We start from the raw sequence: 17,237 nt of genomic DNA, 5'->3' as shown, positions 1-17,237 counted from the left end.
TGAACACTTGGATTAAGATATATTTGACGCTGTAAAACAACCTGCTTAGTGAAGCTCGAGATATAAAGGTGTAAGCATTTACTTTACAATATTTATTCTGCATGTGTTTTCTTTTGATTTAGCGCTATTTGTTAGAAATGTATTTTTTGGTTTTTATATAGAGCTAAATCAATATAAATAGCGATAATCAGCTGGAGATAAAAGCCATTTAGGCAAGGCAAGTTGGCACAGGCATAGTGGTTCTATGCCAAGCCGACTTAACGCAGAATAAATGGCTTTTAGCCCAGCCTTTCAGGAACCTCACAGACAGCTCACTTCTGTGTTGTATCATTTTGAAAGGTGCCTACATTCCTGCAATGATACGCCTTGAATTGAACTGTCTGTGATGGCTCTGATGCTCGCAATTTATACTGATTTAGCTCTAGGTGAGAGTGCTGCTTATTTTGCATAAAAGCATAAGTTTATTTAAAGACAATCGTATTTATTGCTGATACGACAACCAGATTAAGTTGATTATTGATTGTAGCCTTTCCATTTTAGTCGATTAAAGCTAAAAATTATTCGTTATATAGTGAGTAGCTGTTCGAGTGTGCCCATTGGAAACCCCCTTTACAAAAAAAACAATAAACATGTTTACAAATTCCAAATTTGTTTGTAATTTATGAACAAATTTATAAGCGCAGGTCTAAATGGATCGGATTTTATATGAAAACAGATATAACAAAGCAAAAGCTTAATACTTTTGTAAAAAGAGCACGGCTAAGAAGAAAGCAAAGGCAGAAATTTTACTTAGACGAGCAAGGCTGTTTAGAATTTAGAACATATTCTAAGGAAGAAGCATCAAGCTGGTTAAATTTTTCTAATCGAACTGCATTCGATCGCTTTTTAGCTGCTAAATGTAAAGACATGACATTTGCGCAAAATAGTAACAATCATTTTCAATTTACTTTGGCTGATTTACACGAATTAGCAGAAAGAAAAGGGTTAGAACCTTTTAAAAGAGCCGAAGGCGATAAATGTCAAGTTATTGCATTTGCACAATTAAAAGGTGGTGTAGGTAAAACTACAGCTGCAATAACGGCTGCAATTGGCTTTTCTACTTTCAATAATACTAGGTTGAGAGTTGGTTTCATTGATTTAGATCCTCAAGGCACTTCAACTCTATTTGGTTTACCTTCAATGAGCGATGAAGATTACTCTATTGGTGATATTTTAACGGATAACTGTGAGCCAGATGAAGGGGAAACATTGGAAGAGTGTGTATATTCTTGTTTTCAAGATACACGAATCCCTAATTTTAAGTTTTTACCTGCACGTATTGATGACTTTATGTTTGAACAATACGCAGAAGATGTTCAGATTGCAGGCGATGCGCTTGGCGCTTATCGAATTTTAAAAGAAAAAGTCATAGATAAAGTATCTGATAAATTCGATGTGATCTTTATTGATACGGCACCATCTTTAAATAAGCTTTTCGTCAATGCTTTGTATGCGTCTACAGGGATTATTATTCCATTTGTACCTGAGTATGTTGTATACGATTCAACCATGAAATACGTTGAACGGCTTGGTGGTATATATAGCAAGCTTGATGAAGCCGGCCATGAAGGCTGGGATTTTATTAAATTTTTAATTAATAATTATGACTCTCAGCAACAAGCAATAAGCCGCTCTGAAACTGTTCATAGTCGAGTTATGAAAGATTTACGTATGACATTTGAAGGCGATGTACTGGCTAATGTTGTGAATCATTCTAAAGCTATTCCTGTCTGTGCTGATGGATTTAAGACCATATTTGATATGGCGAGTCGCGATTATCCAAAAAATAAAAAGCAGCTAACAACCGCAAATGAAAATTGGATGGCTGTTTTAAATGAAATAGAAATTTTGATCTTACAACAATGGGGAAATGATTTTGGAGAGTTTAACTAATGCCTAAAGCAAGAGCCAAAAGGGCAGGGATGTTTGACCCTGAATTATTAGAAGACCCAAGTGTCACTAGTTTTAGTATACCGTCACCAACAGAAAACAATCTAACAATAGAGTTAGAACTTACAACAATAGCTAACTCAGAAATACTTGATAGCACAAGTGTTTTTAAAGGTAATGAACGTAATCAAGAGTTGCTTAATCAAGACACTTTATCTTTACTGATTGATAAAATTAAAGACGTTGGATTCCAACATACAGCAGCATTAGGCCGTAAAGTAGGGGATAAAGTTGAGGTTATTTTTGGCTCTAGAAGACGTTTGGCAACGCATTATGCTGGCGTTGATTATAAAATTTTCGTTGCAAATGAAATTAGTGACGCTGATGCATTAGCGCTAACTAAAAGTGAAAATAGCCACGAAACGATTTCTTTAATTGAAAAAGGTTACAATTGGTCAAAATATTACTACGAAGATAAGCTTTCTTTTCGAGACATTTCGGAAAAAATTCTCGGTGGTACAGTAACTCATACAACTGTTGGTAAAGCAATTAGGGCTGCAAAAATACCTAAAAGTATTGTGCTTTTATATCCATCTCCAAATTGCATCGGTGGCCAAACATCTAGTAAGATATTGAATTTATTGTCTAAGTTGTCTGATGAAGTGCAATCCAGAGAAGATTTTTTAACTAACTTCATTGAAGCTCATCAAGATTTACTTGAAAGTGAAAAACAAGCGTATAAAGAAAATGCTTCTTATACTTGCACCCATTTAACTAACGCTTTGTTGAATTACTTTGAGAATGAATCGGATGACATCAAGTTAAATAACAAAGAAAAATGGAATGATCATTGTACTGTTAAATATAATTTTGATGGTACCTTGAAGCAGATTAACTTTAGTAAGTTGTCTAAAGCCCAATCTGAATTCATTAAAAATACATTATCAAATTTATAACTATATATTAGTTTAAACATACAGTATTTTTTTGCTAAAAGGGTGCTTATTTGTAAGCATCCTTTTTTATTTCTTGAAAGGTGTTTTTTCTTAGAGCAAGGCGAATTTGAGTACGTAATAGCTGGCTATTACTAGCGAATTCAATGCAGTTATCAGGAAAAAGCCCTCAAGAAAGCAAGTTGTTATGCCGAATTGAGGTTATCTATTAGGTTGTATTCTCGACAAGTCATTTGGAAATGCCCTTTCCATTTTTGTTTGGATTGAATAATATACTAATCAACTAGGCTCTCTGCTAAATTTTAAAATTGAATAAGGATATTTATGAAAGGAATTCTAGTTTTATTAATCGTTTTTATCTGCGTCTCCTGTGCAACTGTTAAGACAATAGATCCGCCTGGAAATCATGTGGAAATTGCTCATCAAGGTAAAAAAAGTTATTGCAAGCAGATACCTAGAGTCTATAGCGGTGTTTGCTATAATCTTTGCTTGTTATATGGTGAACCAAGTCAAGAGTTAAACATTGGCGATGCAATTAATGGCATCCCTTTTATGGTATTTGATTCTGCTTTTTCCTTAGTTTCGGATACGGTCGTTTTACCTTACACCATTCCCATGCAAGCTAAAAAAGGTCCAATTAGAGTTAACTAAACATGATTCTTCGGTTTGGGACTAATCCAAGTTATCAGCCTTGGATAGTGACAGCTCTACAGTTACTGAGTATTAGCTCTAGACTTGTTACTGTCCCCACAAATATCTTTTGCCTAAAGTCTTTATAATTATTGCCTAATTAATTATATTTCAATATGGATTGGGTGTTAGCGTGAAGCAAATCTAATTAGATTACATATTTGATTTCAATGAGATATACAAAGGTGTATTAATTTACGGATTGATCGAGCACTCTAAACGGCCTAAAGGTTAGAGTGCTGGTATTATGGATAGATACTTTATAATATAAGCGAATTAAATATTGTAAGTTTTACTTAGAGGTAGCTCCCGTGGTCTTACCTTAGTTGCGGCAAAAATAGCGTTGGCTACGCTTGGAGCAACAGGCGGTACTCCAGGCTCACCAACGCCTCCTGGCACATCTTGGCTATCTATAATGCTGACTTCTATCTCTGGGCATTCGTGAAGCCTTAAAATAGGGTAATCATGAAAGTTTGTTTGCTCGACTTTACCATCTTTAAAACTGATTTCATTATGCAGTGCAATCGATAGTCCAAAAATCACCGCACCTTCCATTTGCGCTTTGACTCTATCAATATTAACCACTGTGCCGACGTCGGCACTGATATAAACTTTAAGTATTTTTAACTGCTTCCCTTCTACTTTTACATGGGATACTACAGCTACTTCACTTTCAAAACTATGATGTGCCGCTAAACCAAGTGCTTCACCTTCAGGTAAATTCTGACGTGCGGCCCAATTTGCATTCTGGGTTACGTCTTCAATAACGCGTTTCATCTTTTGGCTGTTGGCTTGCTCGTCTAAAGTTTTCAGCCAAAGTGCTTTACAATCAATCTGGCTAGCAACCGAAATTTCATCCATAAAGCAACCGATTGAGAAACCATGTTGGATATTAGCGACTGAGCGAAGCCAACCTATGCGTGTGCTCGCTGGCGTATTGATCACTTTGGTGATTAAGTTTTCTGCACTAAATCCATTTCTTCGTATGCCCGCAATTTCAAAATTAGCAGGTTGATTTTTCTTGATGTTCCATAGAGATTGGATCGGCGTAAAACCTATTTTAGACACCCAGGATTTAATTTCAGCACTTGGTGACACTTTTGCACTGTGATTCATGACACTAGCAGCATGATAATAATCATGTTGAATATCGTCTTCTCTACTCCAAACCACTTTTACCGGTTTATTTAAAAGCTTAGCAAGTAGTGCCGCTTCTACTACAAAATCTGGCTGCGCTTTACGACCAAATGCACCACCTAACAGAGTCACGTGTACAATCACATCTTCTGGTTTTATACCTAAGGCTTTCGATACATGTCTTTGAACCGCTTGAGGAGCTTGTACACATGACCAAATCTCACACTTGCCATCTGGATGTATCATAGCTGTTGCTGCAGGCGGCTCCATCGGCGCATGTGCTAAATATGGTAAAGTATAGGTTGCTTCTACTTGGAGTAAGTTTTTCTCATCGGTTAATTGTGCTGGGTTTAATTTAGTGACTTGCTTGGCTTTCGCTTTGCTTATATTTTTAGTCGTTTGGTTAGCTTCTTTGGTTGAATCATAATTATTATATTCAGACGCTCCCCAGGTTATATCCAAAGATTCGACACCTTTGAGCGCAGCCCAAGTATTTGTAGCAATAACAGCAACACTTGCTAAAGGATTAAACAATGAAGGGAAGGGCTGTCCTTTTATTTCAATGACATCAAGGACTCCTGAAACTTGTTTCGCTTTTTTACTATCTAAACTTGCAATAAAGCCACCCATAACAGGGGTTCTTTTTAAGCAGGCGTATACCATGTTAGGTATCGCAATATCTTGGCCATAAATTGCTTTACCACTGGTCATATCGTCTATATCAAGCGATCGGAATCCTTTGCCTATATATTTGAACTCAGCTGGTGTTTTTAAAGTTAACGTATCATTGCTTGGTATCGGCTGCAAAGCTGCTAGCTTAGCAAGCTGGCCGTAGCTTAATGTTTTACCAGAAGCATGCATCACTTGGTGGTTGCTGGCGGAAATTTCACTTAACGGTAAGTTCCAAGCTTGTGCGGCTGCTTGTCTTAGCATAAGTTTAGCTGAGGCTCCAAACTCTCTTAAATACTTAAAGTAAGCTCGAATAGATTTTGAACCATCGGTATTTTGGTTGCCGTAAGATTTATCACCCAATGCTTGAGTTATTTTTACAAAGTTCCAGTCGGCATCTAGCTCATCAGCGATAACTTGAGCAATACTGGTTCTGATGCCTTGTCCCATTTCAGAACGATGACAAGTTATTGTAATCGATTGATCTTCTTCAATCGCAACAAATAAGTTAAGTCGTGGTGTACCACTTTCTTCTGCCATCGCCTCAAAAGAGAGCGGGATAGTACACTGGAGCGCAAATGCGCTTGCACCTATAGTTGAAACTTTTAAAAAATTACGTCGACTAATATTTTCTATGGTGAATTCGTTAGTTTGCTCAGTCATTGCGTTCTTCCTTAATTTCAATCACAGATTCGATCGCTTTGCAGATGCGAGGATAGGTACCACAACGGCAAATATTACCTGTCATTGCGTTTTTTATATCCTGCTTTTTGAGTTTTGGATTGTTCTCAAGCAAGGATACAGCAGACATTATTTGCCCTGACTGACAGTAACCGCATTGGGGGACATTATGTTCTGACCAAGCTGCTTTTAACTTACGCCCATTCTCAGCATAAGGTTCACTGACATCGACGGATTCAATCGTGACAATTTCACCGTCACCAACAGCAGAAACTGGAAAGCTACATGAGCGAATCGCTTGGCCGTTAAATAAAACAGTACAAGCGCCGCATAGACCTTTTCCGCAGCCAAACTTAGTGCCAGTCATGGCTAATAAGTCACGAAGGACCCATAAAACAGGCATGTCTGCATCAGCTTCTATCGAATGCTGTTGGTTATTGATATTAAGATTATATTTCATTTAGCTTAATGACCTAGTTGAGTAAATATGGTTGTAAGTGTTAAGTTGGCTTTGAGTGTCTATATCAAATTCTGCATTGTCGATTTGAGTTTGCTGGAATTTTTTGACCGACTTAATAATTTTAAGCGCACCTTGATCGCCTTTTAACTTAAGCAGCTCATCAAAGTAACTTGCGGGGAAAATCGCAGGACAGCCTAAATGACCATCATAAAAACTAGAGCAGATTTGCTCTGGCTTTTGTTTATATTTTTCGATCAAATCAATTAGTTCATTGCGCGTGACTAATGCTTGATCGAGTAAAGTAAATAAGACTGAGCTAGATTCAGGTTGCTTATCTTTAAGATAATGAATACTAGACTTGATTGATGAGGCCAAACCAGATTGCCAATGAGTATTTTCGATAACAGTGATCTTGTCTAACAAAGAGCCTAATATTTGGCTTTTAATGTAGTCAGCTTGATAGCCTAAAACCAGCACTACGGGGATATTAAGCGAAAGTAATTTATCTAATTGGAAATTAATTAGGTGCTGTTGGTTAAAATTAGCTAATTGTTTAATGCCGTCAAAACGAGAACCTTCGCCAGCAGCCAGTACAATAAGTGAAATCATGGTTTTACCCTCACTTCAGCTTCAGCAAAATGGTTCTGGTTATAAGCCGGTTTCGAAACCAATACATTGGTTTTATTATTCAAAACAGCTTGAATCTCGGAAATGGCAGATAAAGCTATTTCCTCTGGGAGCTCAGTGCCAATATTCAGCCCGATTGGGTTATGTAGTGGGTAGTTAATTTCTACCTTGATATCGGCCAGTATTTTTTCCGTTCTGTGCCTAGGGCCTAGTAAACCGACGTATTTTGTCTCGCTTTTCGCTAATAACGCCAGTGCGTAGGCATCAAACTTCATATTATGACCCATGACAATAGCGGCATCTAACCGATTTAACCAAGCTAGGCAATTCGGGTCTCCAACAACCATTTCCTGCTTGATTCGAGTTACTTCAGCTGGAAATAATTTAGAACTCACATGTGATTTCCTGTGATCGACTAAATAAATATTCCAACCTAATATTTTAGCTAAATTAACCATTGGAATCGCATCTAGGCCAGCACCAAAGATGGCTAAGTTAGTGGCTGAGCTATATTGAAAAATGTGACGCTCAGAGTTAATCGACTTTAATTTATTGAAAGTTTGATTCTGAATACAAACTGCTGAGTTATTCTGTTTTAGAGAGCTATCAATTATGTACGCCGATTTTTTATTCCGCTGCAATTCATAGTGTAAATTTTCTAGATCTTGAAAATTATTTTCGACCGTAAGTGGTTGAATTAAAATGGTAATGACACCGCCGCAACCTAAAAATTTTATAATTGAATCATGAGCTTGTTCATCTGCTTCATAAACATACTTGGCCGGTTTATTTAAAAAAATAGATTTTTGCGCTTTTAATATGATATCAGCCTCTAAACAGCCACCACTTAGCATGCCTAGAGCATTACCTTCTTCATTGATAAGCATCATAGCGCCTAACTTACGATAAGAAGACCCCTCTATATTAACAATAGATGCCATCGCCCAGTTGCAGCTCTCTTTATCCGTTAACCAAGCACTTAAAATAGATTGAATATGGTTGTTCACCTAGGCTCTCTCCAGCTTGTGTCTAATTTGTTGCAAACATATTATCTTTGTAAAGATAATAAAACAAGTGTAAGGCAATCGTTTTAGTCATTTAAAATTGATTCGTTCAACTCTATTTGTGGCTGTCAATATGGTGTTTTTACCTCTGTTAAGTGAAAGGAATCCGATTTAAGAAGGATAAAAATAGATGGTAAATTTTTTGTAAATTTTGGCGGCTAGATTAGTCGCTAAAAGTAAGCTTTTTGTAAATTCTAGTCAGTAAAGTGTAAGTTTCAAGCGTATCTAGCCTATATCTACATTTTTCACCCTGTAATGAAAATGTTATCAACTTGTTCCTTAAAATTTATTTAAGTACCATCATAAAGGTATGATGTTTAATAAGGTTGGTCTTTTGTTTTTTTGGCTGAGGGGCACACGGCTAAATTTTAAATTTAGACCTTTTAAATAATTTATTTGCCGTGAAGGCAGGTTTCCAAAATATAAAAATATAATAGGAATTCTATTATGAATGACAGATTTAAGTTAAAAGCGTTAAGTTCTGCAATTATTGCCGCTTGCATTTCGACTCCAAGCTTTGCTGCAGAAGACGAAGCTAAAGATAAAGAGCAAACTGAAGTCATTGAAGTAACAGGCTTTCGTGGTAGTTTAATCAAGTCGATTAATGCCAAGCGATTTTCAGATCAAGTGGTCGATTCAATTCATGCTGAAGATGTGGGTAAATCAACCGATCAAAATATTGCCGATGCCTTGTCACGAATTACAGGTGTAACGGTTACCGAAACCAATGGAGAAGGGACTAGGATCGCGGTTCGTGGCGCAAACTCGAGTTTAAACCAAATCTCGATTAATGGTGTAGCTTTAACCAGTGGCGGTAGTGGTGATGCTGGTGAGTTATCGTCCGATCAAAGTGTTGATTTAAGTGCCTTTTCTTCAGATATATTATCTTCAATTGATGTTCAAAAAACAGCCGCAGCAGATCAAGACGAAGGCTCTTTAGGTGCAAATGTCGTGCTCAGAACGGTTCGGCCATTAAATACGCGCAATAACCGAAAATTGTTAAACGGTGAAGTTAGATATAACCAGTTTAATGGTAACTTTAACCATAGAATTTCGGGCAGTATTACTCATAAATTTCTTGATGAAACTTTAGGCGTTGTGTTTACCGCAACCGATGAAACGCAAAGCACACGCCGAGACCAGTATAATAGTAACTGGGATGATCGAAACGTTGCTGATAATCAGATCCAAGCTCAGTACATTCGCGATTCTAAAACTGGCGAAATTCTATCTGAAATGGCCGATTCACCGTTTTATCAACAGCCAGAAACAGAAGTGCAATTTTTAAAGCCTGGTAGTGTTGAATATCGTCTTAATATGGACGAACAAAAACGTCAAACCTTAACTACGGGCATACAGTATTTGTTAGGTGACGAGACCGAGTTCATGCTTGATTTAAACTACTCAAAGCGTGAGCAAGATATAGATAATAATCGAATTCAAAATCAAGTCTACCCTGGTACTCGGTTCAATCTAAATACAGATAAACAAGACGAATGGCATGTGTTAGATACAGAACGTAATGTTTTACTTAAAGAATTTGAGCGTAAAGGTCGCAACAAAATTTATCGCCAAACCAGTGGCGTTGAAGACACAACTAAAGTTGCATCGCTTAATATTACCCACAACATAAACGACGATTTAACCGCTAGTGTGTTATTTGGTTATTCGAACACTGAATCTCAATCTAAACCGAATGCCAATGTATTTTTAAATGGTATTTTACAAGGCAATATAGTTTCAAATATTCCAGCGGATACAAGTGATTTACCTGAAAATCACCAAGATGTTATTCACGAATTGCAACCTATAGGTATTGATTGTACTTTGAGTAATATCTGTGACATAACAACTACAGATGCTTTAATGGATCATGTCTTAAGACCTGGCGCTAACCCAGCTCGAGATACAGCGCCAAATGCAGGTAATGTAACAGATCCTAGTCTCTATACCTTTTTTAATGTTTCTACCAATAATGACGTGACTTCAGATACGGCTAAATCATTATTTTTAGATTTTGACTGGTTAGTTGATTTTGCTGGCGTCACTAAAGTTGAGTTTGGTGGTAAATGGTCAAACCGTTCTAAATCATTAATGTCGGATCGATATAGTATAGGCCCAGGTAATGTCAGCGATGCAGAATCAGACATTGACTCTGATATCGATTTCGATGATAGAGCAGGGGTGCAACAGCGAGTTACTTACTTAGATTTATTAACCGACGAAGCCTTCCCTGTCGATGATTTTATGGATGGTATTGTTTCTGATTCCAATCAAACCTCTTTTCTTGGTGGTTGGGGTATGGTTGACCCGTTAAAAGTGTTTGATTTAATGCAATCAGGCAATATTATTCCTCGTGATCAATTAAGATTTAGATCATCACCAACTAACTCTCGAGATATAGAGCAAACCAATACGGCTTTCTACACTAAGTTCAATTTTGAATATTTGGATAGCGCCCTAACGGGTAACCTAGGCTTCCGTTATATTAAAACAGAGACTGATTCAACCGCTTACCAAGAGTTAAATTACTCAGGGGGTAGAAGCTCATACGATATGTATGACCTGATTTATAACAAACAATTAGCAAATCCTAATCTACCAATTTGTGATTATGTATTAGAAGATGGTTTGAACTATCCTGATAACGATCAAAATCAATTTGCGTCTAATTTACCAACGAGTCCATGTTTTGATTATCACATGGTATTAGATACAGAAGAAATGCCTGCGGTAGAAGCGCGTGGTGGTCAAATCTATATTCATCCTGATGAGTTAATGCAAGATTACTATAAGCTGCAAGTGGCCTATGACACTAATGGTAATGTAACTGACATCCTACGCAATGATAGTTTTACTACTGGTGCCCGTTTTGCCCAAACGGGGAATGGTGGTTTATGGCGCGATGGTTCTGCTTGGTACGACCATACAACTAACGTCAGCACATTATTTGATGATGGTTCAGGCAACTTGGTGACAGATCCAAATGCAGCCGTGCGTTTCAAGAAAGGCTCTGGCGGCGCAACCCATTATAATTTATTACCTAGCTTAACTTTAAACTATGCCTTTAGTCAGGATGTGATTGGTCGCTTCGGTTTATCTAAAACAATGGCAAGACCTAGATTTGATGACTTGCGACCAAGAAAGACCTTACAAGAACAAACCAGTGGTAATAGCCAAGGTGCTTTTTTCAATCCTAATTTAAAACCACTTACGTCTAACAACTTAGATTTGTCTTTAGAGTGGTACTTTAGTGATACTGGCATGGCGTCGGTTGCTTTCTTCTATAAAGATATGAAAGATTTTGTCCAAAGAACGAACCAGAAATATTTAGCTTTAGATGCAAGAGAATATCGCAATCAAAAAGATGAAAATGGCGAGTTTTTCATTCCGAATGTCAATGATATTGAAGATTTACTCATTGCGCCAACCCCTAAGCCGGGCACAACACTAGCGGATGAAGATTGGGTTGAAACACCAGCGACAACAGGCTGCTTACCTGTTCGAACTTACGTTACTGTTATGGGCAATGCATTAGATTTAGGCTGCCAAACTTTTGATCTGGAAACTCGAATCAATGGTCGCGGTACAACAACTAAAGGTTTTGAATTGTCTTATTCGCAAAACTTCGATTTTTTACCGGGCGTGTTTTCTGGCTTAGGCGCTATGGTTAACTACACATTTGCAGACTCTGAAAATGAAGCTGAAGTAAATGATGCTGGCGAAATTCAAACGCCATTTCCTCAACCGAATACCCCAAGGCATTCTTCAAATACCACTGTATTCTGGGAAAAAGACGGCATTATGCTGCGTTTAGCGCATCGTTATAACTCTGCTCAATTGGTTAATGAAAGTGCGTTTGATGGCTTAGGCGCAACTTGGTTGGACGAAAGTGACAGAGTTGATTTTAGTGCAACTTATCGTCTAAACAATAAAGTGACTTTTACCTTACAGGCGACCAATTTAACCGATGAAGATCGCACTACATTTATGACAAGCCGAAACTGGGTCATTAATGGTGAGCGATTAGATGAGGGCAATGCATTAACCAGTAATGGCGACAGAAGCAAAATTGCTCAAGTGATTAAAACGGGTCGCTTATTCAGAATGGGCGTACGAGTTTCATTCTAAGTCGCACTTTATTTCCTTATTCAAATTATTCACTACCCGTACTACACGGGTAGTTAAATCGGAGTCGTAAGATGAAAGTTAACTTACAAAAAAACAAAGTATTGCTGGCCATTGCCTCAACTGCATTATTTGGGTGTGGTGTCGACAAGGGTTATGATCCAGAGCGTGATAATAATTCACCGTTAACATTTCAAACCCCATATGCTTTTGAAGCAACAACAGATGTTAAAGATGAACTTAATGAAAATCGTTATGCTAAATTTGACTTACTTGAAGGCATAGCTGAAAAAGACAGCTTAGATCCAACTAAAATTGTACTTAAAGACTGGGTTGTTGAAGGTAATATTACTAAAAATGGCGAGGTTATCGGCGATTTAAACTTAAGCGGTGAAAAAGATTTGTGGTACAACGGCACCACATTGATTCTTGACCGTTTTGGTTTTGATGATGAGATGACAGATGCGATGGACGCCGACGGTGAAGTTAGTGCCAATATTACACTGCAATATTGGGTGGATAATGGTTACGAATACCCTTGTGCCGACATGGTTCAATGGCCACACAGATGTACAGATGCAGAAAATGCGGCAAACCCTAATATTCGTACAGTCACTTTAAGTGTAAAAAGCACAGGCGTGCCTACAGAATCGATTGAATTAGAATATGCTGAAGGAAACCAAATTGGACATACAGTTGAAGTGGGCGCTTCAAATCGTCCTGCTTTAACTTTTAATCCAGTTGATGCGATTAAAGTACCAAGAACCGATATCAGCTGGACTTCAAGCGATGAAAGTGTATTCACTATTGATGACAATGGTGAATTAACAGGTATTGCTGCAGGCACAGCAAGTTTAACGGTTGAATACACTTTAGCTGGCAGTGATACGCCGGTTATTTTGACTGAACAAGTAACGGTTTACGATAATTTAACTGGATTTACAGTTGCAGATATAACAGTTGATATGGAGCAAATGGTTACGCCTGAATTAACTCAAGTTCCAGCTACGGCAAGACCTTTGGTTAATAGTGACTTTATTTTTGAAGTGACAAATGATTCAGGTGAAGCAAGTGTTGTAAATGCAGATGGCGATATTTCTGTTGCTGGCATTAAGCAAGGTACAGCAACGCTGACGGTTAAACGTGATCCGATTGGTGACACTAGTTTTGATGATGCTACGGCTAGTCTTGTCATCAATAATCCAATTAACAGCTTTGAATTAACCACACCTTTATATATTGAAGCTTCGGATGGCACAACTAAATCTGCTGAGTTTAGTTTAAACCCAGATAAAGCTTTAACTCAAATCACGAACTCTGATTTTGCTTGGTCATTAGTTGTTGATTCAGGTGCTTTAACTTTAGACCAGGCAACGGGTTTATTATCTGCAGGTGCTGCAATTGACCAAGACCAACCAGGTAAAGCAACATTAACGGCTAGTTACGACAGTAATGGCAATACCCTAATGAGTGATGCCGAAGTCTTTATTACAAGCCCGCTGCGTGAAATTCAATTAGAAGAAAATGTTGAAATATTCAACGGTTTTTCTGACAGCCTTGAAATTACGACGATCCCTAGCATAGTCGTACCACAAGCAGCTTCGGATTATGATTGGTCTATTACGCCAGGCACTGGCTATGCGACAGTTGATGATGATGGTGTAGTGACAGCTGTACAATTAGGTACTTTTACTTTAACCGCAACTTCTAAAAATTATGCGGGAATTTCAGATTCAGTTGAAGTTAGTGTTGTTCGACCACCACAAGTGAAAAATGTTGATCGCATCATTTTGCAAGACAGAAATGGGAATGAATTTAACCAAGAAAATGGCATGTATGTTGTCAATGTACCGCGTTGTAGCTTTATTGACGTGACGCCAGTTGCGATTCCACTTACAGGTACTCAATTAGAAGATCAAAATGGTTTACCTATAGGTAGTCAGCTAAACTTTAATTCTTCTATCCCAGCTCGGGCCATACCTGAAGGCGAAACGGATGCACCAGCAGCATTTGGTAGTGCAATAAAACTTAATTCTGATGATCCAAATGCACAGCCTCATCGTGTATTAGTTAATGAATCGGTTGAGCGTGATACAACTGCTGACGATAGCTTTAATGTTGAAATTTCGTTAGATAACTCTAAACCAGATGATGCAAGTGAAGATCTAAAAGTAACAGCTAAAATTAACATAGTTGAAAACTTGCTTTGCCAAGACGCATTCTATGATGGTGAATTATCGCGAAATAGCTTTGAGACGCCAATTCAAAACCAAGGTCCAACACGTTGGACTAAGTTTCCTGGTAGTTATTTGCCTGGTGTTGTTTTAAATGACAATGGTACATCGGACAGCCCATTAGGCAATGGTTTAGGTTTTGCTGCTAATGTGCATTACGAAGGTAATGGTTATTTATATACTAAAGCTGGCGGTACAGCATCAGCTGAACTAGTTAGCATGTTCGCGGATGCGAATCAAAAATGGAATGTATCATATTGGATAAAAGTGGTTGAAGCTTCAGTCGACCCTATCACAGTATCATTCCGTGTTGGCGCTAAAACAGGTGGCACGCCTCCTTGGGCCCAATTCTTTGTTGATGACCAGTCTGTGTCAGTGAATAACAATCAATGGCAAAAAATTGAATATCAAGTTCAAGGTGATTTCATTGATGGCTTTAATTTTATTAACCGTGCTGAATTCCAAGTAAAAGGCAGCGATGGCGATAATATTAGAGTGTATGTCGATGACTTTGTTATTAGCCCTGCAAATTAAAAAGTAAGCCTTAATTTTAAAAGCCAAAGCCATTGAATGACTTTGGCTTTTTGTTTGCCCAGCGAAGCTGGCAAACCCGTCAGATTGAAAGAAATCTGAATCACCCAGATTGGGGGGAAGATAATCCGAATCGCAAGGGCGTAGTTGGCCAACGACTGGGTCTGAAGGAAGCGATAGGAAGTTAACAGTACACAACGTAAGTGAACCTGATTCGGCGTTTTAGGTGGGTAAGCGTGCAAAATAGCGCAAAGCCCTATACTCAATCAAACCTAAAGCGTGCTTGAGGGTGGCATTGTTAACAGGGCGTCAGTGCAGTAACTGGGGAAGCCTGGCATTAAATCCAGCTGTTTTTTTTTTTTTGCTGGACATCATTATACAAGAGGTGACTCAAGATAGTGATGAATGTGAGGTGGCAGATGAACCCGTAGTAGTGAATAAACCTAGGCCGGTGAAAGCCAGTAATGGTGTGGAGGATAAAACCAAGGTGACCATCAACAGGTTTGATGGCATTTATTGACACCAAAAGTGCAATAAATGGCGAAGGGGGGAAGTATTCTTTAAGTGCATCAACAGCACGATTTTTTTTTACAGTGGTTCACAAGTGCCTTGACGAAGGCAGACACCACAAACGGGTGAATTAGGAATAATGTAACTGGTTTACTGGGTTGAACGAGGAGTATTGGAAACCGCTCAGGCAGATTGCCAATAAGGCTAGCACACCTGAAGTGACCAAGAAGCGTCAGCACTGTAGAAGACAAAAGTGATTGAAGGTGTCACAAGCAAAGGCAAACGATGAAAGTGTACTACAGCTTATATGGTCGGCTACTGGATATAAAAGTGCTCCATAAAGCATTCAAACAAGTGAACAGAAACAAAGGTGCGGCCGGAATAGATGGGCAGAGCCTGAGTGACTATGCACAAAATTTGGAAGGAAACTTACAACAATTGCTAAGCGAATTGCGAAATAAAACCTACCAACCACAACCCGTCAGACGGGTAGAAATTCCTAAAGACGATGGCGGAATAAGGTTATTAGGCATACCCGCAGTTCGAGACCGAATTGTCCAACAAGCAATAAAGGAAATGCTAGAGCCGATATTTGAGCCAGAATTTCATCCATCCAGTTATGGGTATAGGCCAAATAGAAGTTGCCATGACGCAATCAACAAAGCGACGTTATTCATAAGAGAATATCGAAGACAATGGGTTGTAGACATGGACTTGTCAAAATGCTTTGACCGACTTGACCATGAGTTAATCATAACAAGCGTCAAACGCAGAGTGACAGACAGCAGTATATTGCAGCTAATAAAGCAATTTCTAACAAGTGGCATAATGGAAAATGGCAGTTGGCAGCCAAGTGAAATAGGTAGCCCGCAAGGCGGAGTCATCAGCCCACTACTTGCGAACATCTACCTAGATGCATTTGACCAAGAAATGAAAAAGCGCAATCACAGAATAGTGAGATACGCAGACGACATCTTGATATTGTGCAGTAGTAAGGTAGGTGCAGAAAACGCATTAACCAAAGCCACAGAGATTCTGGAAAAAGTATTGAAACTAACGGTAAACAGAAACAAAACGCATATAGCTCATAGCAGTGAAGGCATAAAGTTTCTGGGAGTAGAAATTGGTAGCCAATTTACACGGATACAAAAAAAGAAACTCCAAGGATTTAAAACCAAGGTGAAAAAGTTGACCAGACGAAATCAAGGTCAAAATTTAACTGCGGTGATAAAACAATTAAATCCGGTCGTTAGAGGATTTGCGAATTATTTTAGAATAGCGAATTGCAGCAGGGAGTTTAAGAAGTTAGCGCCTTGGATAAGACGAAGGTTAAGAGCGATTCAACTAAACCAATGGAAAAAGCCAGCCAAACTACATAGAAAACTCAAACAAAGCGGGTATAAACCACCGTTCAAATTTATCAAAATGAACTCGTAGCGCAACTCATTGAGTCCACTGTCAAATTTAGCGATGCCAAACCAATGGTTTAAAGAACTGGGATTGTTCGAATTATCCGAAGTTAATACGGGCAAGCTTGTACCGAAAGGTATGTGAAGAATACATGAGCCGTATACGAGACCCGTACGTACGGTTCTGTGAGAGGGATGAGGCGTAAGCCTCACCC

General features: G+C 38.4%; 11 protein-coding genes. 7 read left to right on the top strand and 4 right to left on the bottom strand.

What is annotated here, in order from left to right; genetic code table 11:
• Positions 1-705 precede the first annotated feature (705 nt).
• The 3 genes from XM47_RS00415 to XM47_RS00405 all read left to right on the top strand — a co-directional run bounded on the left by XM47_RS00415 (position 706) and on the right by XM47_RS00405 (position 3,533).
• A complete protein-coding gene (locus XM47_RS00415; protein WP_048688077.1) occupies positions 706-1,932 on the top strand; it encodes a ParA family protein in 1,227 nt (408 codons plus the stop codon).
• Positions 1,932-2,885, top strand: a complete 954-nt coding sequence (locus XM47_RS00410; RefSeq protein ID WP_048688072.1) for a ParB N-terminal domain-containing protein — start codon at positions 1,932-1,934, stop codon at positions 2,883-2,885. Before XM47_RS00415 ends, XM47_RS00410 begins: the two co-directional genes overlap by 1 nt.
• 321 nt (positions 2,886-3,206) lie before the next feature.
• Positions 3,207-3,533: a YceK/YidQ family lipoprotein gene (locus XM47_RS00405; RefSeq protein ID WP_048688069.1), complete on the top strand. Its 327-nt coding sequence runs from the start codon at positions 3,207-3,209 to the stop codon at positions 3,531-3,533.
• A 315-nt stretch (positions 3,534-3,848) separates the two neighbouring features.
• Here the strand turns inward: XM47_RS00405 and XM47_RS00400 are convergent, their stop codons facing one another.
• Genes XM47_RS00400 through XM47_RS00385 form a run of 4 tightly spaced genes read right to left on the bottom strand, consistent with a single transcriptional unit; the run spans position 3,849 to position 8,153 of the window.
• Positions 3,849-6,041, bottom strand: coding sequence for a xanthine dehydrogenase family protein molybdopterin-binding subunit (locus XM47_RS00400; RefSeq protein ID WP_048688067.1), 2,193 nt, complete (start codon positions 6,039-6,041; stop codon positions 3,849-3,851).
• Positions 6,034-6,519 (bottom strand): (2Fe-2S)-binding protein, encoded by a 486-nt coding sequence (locus tag XM47_RS00395; RefSeq protein ID WP_048688065.1) that lies wholly within the window; start codon positions 6,517-6,519, stop codon positions 6,034-6,036. The genes XM47_RS00400 and XM47_RS00395 overlap by 8 nt, the downstream gene beginning before the upstream one ends.
• Positions 6,520-7,128, bottom strand: a complete 609-nt coding sequence (locus XM47_RS00390; RefSeq protein WP_048688062.1) for a nucleotidyltransferase family protein — start codon at positions 7,126-7,128, stop codon at positions 6,520-6,522.
• Positions 7,125-8,153: an XdhC family protein gene (locus tag XM47_RS00385; protein ID WP_048688061.1), complete on the bottom strand. Its 1,029-nt coding sequence runs from the start codon at positions 8,151-8,153 to the stop codon at positions 7,125-7,127. Before XM47_RS00385 ends, XM47_RS00390 begins: the two co-directional genes overlap by 4 nt.
• A gap of 504 nt (positions 8,154-8,657) precedes the next feature.
• On the opposite strand from XM47_RS00385, the gene XM47_RS00380 reads away from it, so the two are divergent.
• The 4 genes from XM47_RS00380 to ltrA all read left to right on the top strand — a co-directional run bounded on the left by XM47_RS00380 (position 8,658) and on the right by ltrA (position 17,050).
• Complete coding sequence (locus XM47_RS00380) at positions 8,658-12,341, top strand: TonB-dependent receptor domain-containing protein (RefSeq protein WP_048688059.1); 3,684 nt, start codon at positions 8,658-8,660, stop codon at positions 12,339-12,341.
• A gap of 71 nt (positions 12,342-12,412) precedes the next feature.
• On the top strand, positions 12,413-15,106 hold the full coding sequence (locus XM47_RS00375) for a hypothetical protein (RefSeq protein ID WP_048688058.1): 2,694 nt from the start codon (positions 12,413-12,415) through the stop codon (positions 15,104-15,106).
• 292 nt (positions 15,107-15,398) lie between these two features.
• Complete coding sequence (locus XM47_RS00370; RefSeq protein WP_149865420.1) at positions 15,399-15,623, top strand: hypothetical protein; 225 nt, start codon at positions 15,399-15,401, stop codon at positions 15,621-15,623.
• A 275-nt stretch (positions 15,624-15,898) separates the two neighbouring features.
• Positions 15,899-17,050, top strand: coding sequence for a group II intron reverse transcriptase/maturase (gene ltrA / locus XM47_RS00365; protein ID WP_245623390.1), 1,152 nt, complete (start codon positions 15,899-15,901; stop codon positions 17,048-17,050).
• Positions 17,051-17,237: the final 187 nt, after the last annotated feature.

This window comes from Catenovulum maritimum, assembly GCF_001050375.1.
In the GTDB taxonomy this organism is placed as follows: Bacteria; Pseudomonadota; Gammaproteobacteria; order Enterobacterales; family Alteromonadaceae; genus Catenovulum; species Catenovulum maritimum.
This window is presented reverse-complemented; position numbering and strand designations above follow the sequence as displayed.

Bases quoted from the DNA above. Each gene is read 5' to 3' on its own strand.
- XM47_RS00380 (WP_048688059.1), top strand. From the start codon at position 8,658: ATGAATGACAGATTTAAGTTAAAAGCGTTAAGTTCTGCAATTATTGCC.
- ltrA (WP_245623390.1), top strand. From the start codon at position 15,899: ATGAAAGTGTACTACAGCTTATATGGTCGGCTACTGGATATAAAAGTG.
- XM47_RS00400 (WP_048688067.1), bottom strand. From the start codon at position 6,041: ATGACTGAGCAAACTAACGAATTCACCATAGAAAATATTAGTCGACGT.
- XM47_RS00415 (WP_048688077.1), top strand. From the start codon at position 706: ATGAAAACAGATATAACAAAGCAAAAGCTTAATACTTTTGTAAAAAGA.
- XM47_RS00395 (WP_048688065.1), bottom strand. From the start codon at position 6,519: ATGAAATATAATCTTAATATCAATAACCAACAGCATTCGATAGAAGCT.
- XM47_RS00375 (WP_048688058.1), top strand. From the start codon at position 12,413: ATGAAAGTTAACTTACAAAAAAACAAAGTATTGCTGGCCATTGCCTCA.
- XM47_RS00410 (WP_048688072.1), top strand. From the start codon at position 1,932: ATGCCTAAAGCAAGAGCCAAAAGGGCAGGGATGTTTGACCCTGAATTA.
- XM47_RS00390 (WP_048688062.1), bottom strand. From the start codon at position 7,128: ATGATTTCACTTATTGTACTGGCTGCTGGCGAAGGTTCTCGTTTTGAC.
- XM47_RS00405 (WP_048688069.1), top strand. From the start codon at position 3,207: ATGAAAGGAATTCTAGTTTTATTAATCGTTTTTATCTGCGTCTCCTGT.